Source organism: Alteripontixanthobacter muriae (genome assembly GCF_013336795.1).
In the GTDB taxonomy this organism is placed as follows: Bacteria; Pseudomonadota; Alphaproteobacteria; order Sphingomonadales; family Sphingomonadaceae; genus Pseudopontixanthobacter; species Pseudopontixanthobacter muriae.
Genome location: NZ_JAAFZT010000042.1, coordinates 1 through 850 on the forward strand (window position 1 = coordinate 1; position 850 = coordinate 850).

Consider the following 850-nt stretch of genomic DNA (forward strand, 5'->3'; position numbering starts at 1 on the left):
TAGGGTCCGGACCCATAAACAGGATTCACAGCGGCATTGGGATGTGATTCATGAGCCTCCAGTGAGGAGGCATGTGGATGGCAAATTTCTTCTGGTTCTCGGATGAGCAGTGGGCTCGGATTGAGCCGCTCTTGCCGCAGGATACGCGCGGGATGCCGAGGGTGGATGACCGGCGTGTGCTTTCCGGGATTGTCCATGCGTTGAAGAGTGGCGGTCGCTGGAGCGACTGCCCGGAACACATCTACGGACCGAAGAAGACGCTCTACAACCGTTTCCGTCGCTGGGCCGAGCGCGGCGTGTGGGAGCGCATCTTCTCGAGCCTGGCCGGGGTCGAGCGCGTGCCTGCCAAGCTGTTCATCGACAGCTCCTGCATCAAGGTCCACCGCACTGCCGGAGGCGCAAAAGGGGGGCCTTGGCTCATGGTATCGGCATCACCAAAGGCGGAAGGAACACCAAGCTCCACGCAATCTGCGACGAGAAGGGCCGCCCCCACGTCCTGCTCCTGACACCCGGCAATACGCACGATGCCAAGGTCGCCATGCTGGCGATCAATGCCGCGCCGCCATCGGAGTATCTGGTCGCCGACAAAGGCTACGACAGCAACGCCTTGCGCTCATGGCTGATCGAGCGAGGGACCACGCCGGTCATCCCGTCAAAGTCCAACCGCAAGGTCCAGATCGAGCACGACAGACAGATCTACCGCCAGCGCAATGTCGTCGAGCGCATGTTCTGCCGCTTCAAGGACTGGCGGCGGGTCGCCACCCGCTTCGACCGCAACATCAAGACCTTTATGGCCACAATCGCTATCGCAGCCATCGTCACCTGGTGGCTCTAATGAGTCCGGACCCTA

The 850-nt window shown here is 61.4% G+C and carries 2 protein-coding genes; one reads left to right on the forward strand and one right to left on the reverse strand.

The window, feature by feature from the left end:
- Positions 1–197, reverse strand: a 197-nt coding sequence (locus tag G7A66_RS14360) for a hypothetical protein (protein ID WP_232366891.1), incomplete at its 3' end; no start/stop codon positions are given.
- Between G7A66_RS14360 and G7A66_RS12910 the strand changes: the two genes are divergently transcribed.
- Positions 132–835 (forward strand): IS5 family transposase gene (locus G7A66_RS12910; protein ID WP_232366890.1). Its coding sequence is split into 2 segments (ribosomal slippage): positions 132–413 and positions 416–835, totalling 702 coding nucleotides; the frame shifts between segments, so codons are not numbered across the junction. The genes G7A66_RS14360 and G7A66_RS12910 overlap by 66 nt on opposite strands.
- The last annotated feature ends 15 nt before the right edge of the window (positions 836–850 follow it).